The organism is Candidatus Electrothrix sp. (assembly GCF_052785085.1).
This window is the reverse complement of sequence record NZ_JALAAI010000209.1, coordinates 1-3,359: the sequence shown is the minus strand read 5'-3', so window position 1 is coordinate 3,359 and position 3,359 is coordinate 1. Positions and strand designations below refer to the sequence as shown.

General features: G+C 44.5%; 4 protein-coding genes. All 4 read left to right on the top strand.

Annotated elements, in window-relative coordinates:
- The first annotated feature begins 133 nt into the window (after nucleotides 1-133).
- The 4 genes from L2082_RS18935 to L2082_RS18920 all read left to right on the top strand — a co-directional run bounded on the left by L2082_RS18935 (nucleotide 134) and on the right by L2082_RS18920 (nucleotide 2,879).
- Entirely contained in the window at nucleotides 134-358 is a 225-nt protein-coding gene (locus L2082_RS18935) for a hypothetical protein (protein WP_446011087.1), read from the top strand.
- A 63-nt stretch (nucleotides 359-421) separates the two neighbouring features.
- Nucleotides 422-865 (top strand): hypothetical protein, encoded by a 444-nt coding sequence (locus L2082_RS18930; RefSeq protein WP_446011088.1) that lies wholly within the window; start codon nucleotides 422-424, stop codon nucleotides 863-865.
- 71 nt (nucleotides 866-936) lie between these two features.
- On the top strand, nucleotides 937-2,013 hold the full coding sequence (locus tag L2082_RS18925; RefSeq protein WP_446011089.1) for a DUF2157 domain-containing protein: 1,077 nt from the start codon (nucleotides 937-939) through the stop codon (nucleotides 2,011-2,013).
- Nucleotides 2,010-2,879 carry a DUF4824 family protein gene (locus L2082_RS18920; RefSeq protein ID WP_446011090.1) on the top strand — a complete coding sequence of 290 codons (870 nt, stop codon included), beginning with the start codon at nucleotides 2,010-2,012 and terminating at the stop codon, nucleotides 2,877-2,879. Before L2082_RS18925 ends, L2082_RS18920 begins: the two co-directional genes overlap by 4 nt.
- Nucleotides 2,880-3,359: the final 480 nt, after the last annotated feature.

Sequence of the window (3,359 nt, the reverse complement as noted above, 5' to 3'; positions counted from 1 at the left end):
ATCATTTCTTGGCACCGCAAAAGCCTTGAAAAATATAATTACTTGATAATAAACGAAAAATATTTTTACGCCCAACGAATAATCAGGTAGTTAGGATTGTTTCGATAATGATTCTCACAAAGTTGGGATAAGGGTGGCTGAGATAATTAAAAATTCCGGTAGTGACTCTACTAACGGTCCATATGTTCAAGTTGACGAAGAAACTTTTTCTGATGTTATTGATTTAGCAGCTCTTCGAGAAAAGGCCCGTCAGGTTGATACACAAGACCTCCCTATTGATATTCAGGCAGTCATTAAAAGCATTCTTGATGGTAAAAAATATTACCTGAGAGATGGTAGGCAGGCGGTGAATTGGTAAGTATAATTAGGGTGTTTTATATTTTTTTGTCATGAAAGAGAAAAACAGGATGGTGTAAACACAATGGCCAAGAAAACACAGCGAAAATCAACCTTTAAAGATAAGAAAATACGTCATTATTTCTTCCTCAATCCCTACGAGGATTGCGCCTTTACCAAATGCCCGCAATGCAACGCCAAGACAAAAGTAAGAAATTTCCCCCTTGTTATCAACATAGAACCACAGAAGATATTTATACTGAACAAGACATGTAAATATTGCGTTGACTGCGATTTGATCATCACCAAGCAAACTGAAATAGAACAGTTGCTGGCAGCAGCGTTTCTGAAAATCAATCCTGAAATCATCGGTAATGATTATGTGGTCATGGGAACGCTGGATGAAGAAGACTGGAGAAATAGAGGAAAAGATAACGGCAACCCTTCCAGAGTGTTGAAGGAAATGTATGTTTTCAAAGACTGGTTGGATTTTGAGGTCGCTCCTGCTGGATGGTATTCTGATCAATAGTGAGGCAGATTTTTCCCTTGAGAAGTGTTGGGAAAAGGGGATGTTTTCTTCAGACAGGTTAGGTTGATTTCATGCAAATAAAATCAAAAGCCGAGGCCCAGCGCCGGGCTGATCAAATCGGACATTTTCAGGCTGAAGTAGCTCTCCTTGAACAGGAAAACATTTTCTCCCTTCAGGACAGCCAACGCTCTGCCATTGCCGATTACCACCAGGATCTCCTGACCCAACTGGCATCTGCCTTTGATATTGATGTCAACTGCCGGGAAAAACAGCTCAGCCTGGGAATGAAAATCGCCTCCTTCCTGGGTGCGCTCGGGCTTGCAGCCAGTGTCTTTTTCCTCTTTTATCAATTCTGGGGCAGATTCTCAACCACCATTCAGGTCGTTATCCTTATCACAGCCCCCTTGCTTGCTCTGGCCGCCACGCAATACGCCTCGCACAGGGAAAAGACTGGCTATTTCTCCAAACTCCTCGGTCTGGTCAGCTTTGCCTGTTTGGTCCTCAACCTTTCCATGTTCGGCCAGATCTTCAATATTACCCCCACGCCCAATGCCTTTCTGGTCTGGGCACTCTTTGCCTTTATCATCGCCTATGCCGCTGATGCACGTCTGCTTCTGGCAGCAGGCATCATCTGTCTTGCCTCCTTTCTCTCTGCCAAGACTGGTACCTGGAGCGGCTGCTATTGGATTTCCTTTGGTGAACGACCGGAAAATTTCTTTCCAGCAGCCTGTGTCCTCTTCCTGCTCTCCTTTATCCCTCATCATAAGTTCTCCGGTTTCACGGTGATCTACCGTGTCTTTGCCTTGCTCCTCTTTTTTATCCCGGTTCTTATCCTTTCGAACTGGGGAGCGATCAGTTATCTGGAGCTTGACGCAGATTCAATTGAAGTTATCTATCAGGTTGTCGGCTTTGTCTTTAGTGCAGCAGCTATCTGGCTGGGGATACGGCGTGGCTGGCCCGAGGTCGTTAATACCGGCAACACCTTTTTTACCATCTTTCTCTATACAAAATTTTATGACTGGTGGTGGGACTGGCTGCCCAAGTATCTTTTCTTTCTGATTATCGGCCTGACAGCCATTGTGATCCTGTTGGTTTTTAAACGGCTCCGAAGGTCGTATAACAACAACACACAGGAGGCAGCAGCATGAACCGACGTTTTTCATCCCGTGCCTTGTTTGCCCTCGGTTTTGTCCTTATCATAGGCGTGAATATTGCGGTGCTCTCTGGAGTTGCTTTGAACAGATCCGGAACCCCGGAGGCAGAGATATCCCTGACTGAAAGAGAACTGCCGCTCTCATGGCAATGGGTCAAAGAGAACAGCGGAGTCGCTTTGCAGCTTACCTGGCGAATCATAAGCCAGGATAAAGAGTCTACCCATTACAATCGTTGGGGAACGCCTGCCTGGTTTAATGCTGATAAATTAGAGGAGTTGGGTTTCAAGATAGACAGTTATCTGCGATCAGAAGATCAAAAGTTCGGTTCCAGGCGATTTGTTGCCAAACAAGTCTTTCTTGTCCTGGAAAATGATGGGGAACTCTATCAGGAAGCTGTCAGGAGAGCGGAACTTTTTTTGGAAAAGAAGCAGGAGGCAGTCCGGCTCAACAGTGGAGACGAAAAATTGCGCGATGAGTTTGAACGGGCGGAACAACAGTTGCAACGGGAGCGCATGAGTGCGTCCCGCCTTTTTGCCCTTGACGCAGGACTGGATCCCAAAGAATTACGTGAGAAATATCAGGATAAAACCAGGTATATCATTACAAAGGGAGTGGTTCAGCCAGGGTATATGTATACAAAGGAAAGGGAAGAAATCTTTGGGTTGATCAAAGAAATCAGCAAGGAACGTATCCATGTCCCTCTTGAATTTCGGAAGACACTTGAGACCGCTCTTGCCCGGAATAAAGTAACGAGCAGTGAAGAGAGACCACCTCGTTATCAGGTCAAGCTGGCCTATGGCTGTCGTCTTGAACCGTGGATTGTTTCTGTTCAGAAGCTGAGAGCTGATAGTCAGCTATGAAAATCAAAGATGTTCTTGTCCTGAAAGAAGCTGTAACCGACTTGAACGAGGACGTACAGCTCTGACTTGCCCAACTCTGTACCATGCATTCCATCCCGAAAACCATCCCCTCCTCAATACAAACCAAAAACAGTCTGAATCGCGACGATATTTGACTTGTCCCTTTCTTCAAATGAGTTAAACTAAGGGTAACTAACCGGAAAAACGGGGGTTGGGTAAGTTTTACGCAATCCAACCTGAATAAATTTCATCGGTGTGTAACAATGTATCGTCGTAATGCAGTATTTGTAGTTACAGAGGAGCATTCCTGTTCATTGTATCAGAGAGGAGATGAATTTATTATACGTGATTCACAGCAATTCAGCTCGTAAAAAAACACCTAAACATTCAAGCGGGATAACTTAATTACCGAAATTTTTTTTTCCAGCTATTTTCGACTTGACGATTGTCTATTTGTTTGGTGAGATGAAAAAATCAAAC

Excerpts from the sequence above, each read along its gene's own strand:
- L2082_RS18930 (WP_446011088.1), top strand. The coding sequence starts at position 422 with ATGGCCAAGAAAACACAGCGAAAATCAACCTTTAAAGATAAGAAAATA.
- L2082_RS18920 (WP_446011090.1), top strand. The coding sequence starts at position 2,010 with ATGAACCGACGTTTTTCATCCCGTGCCTTGTTTGCCCTCGGTTTTGTC.
- L2082_RS18925 (WP_446011089.1), top strand. The coding sequence starts at position 937 with ATGCAAATAAAATCAAAAGCCGAGGCCCAGCGCCGGGCTGATCAAATC.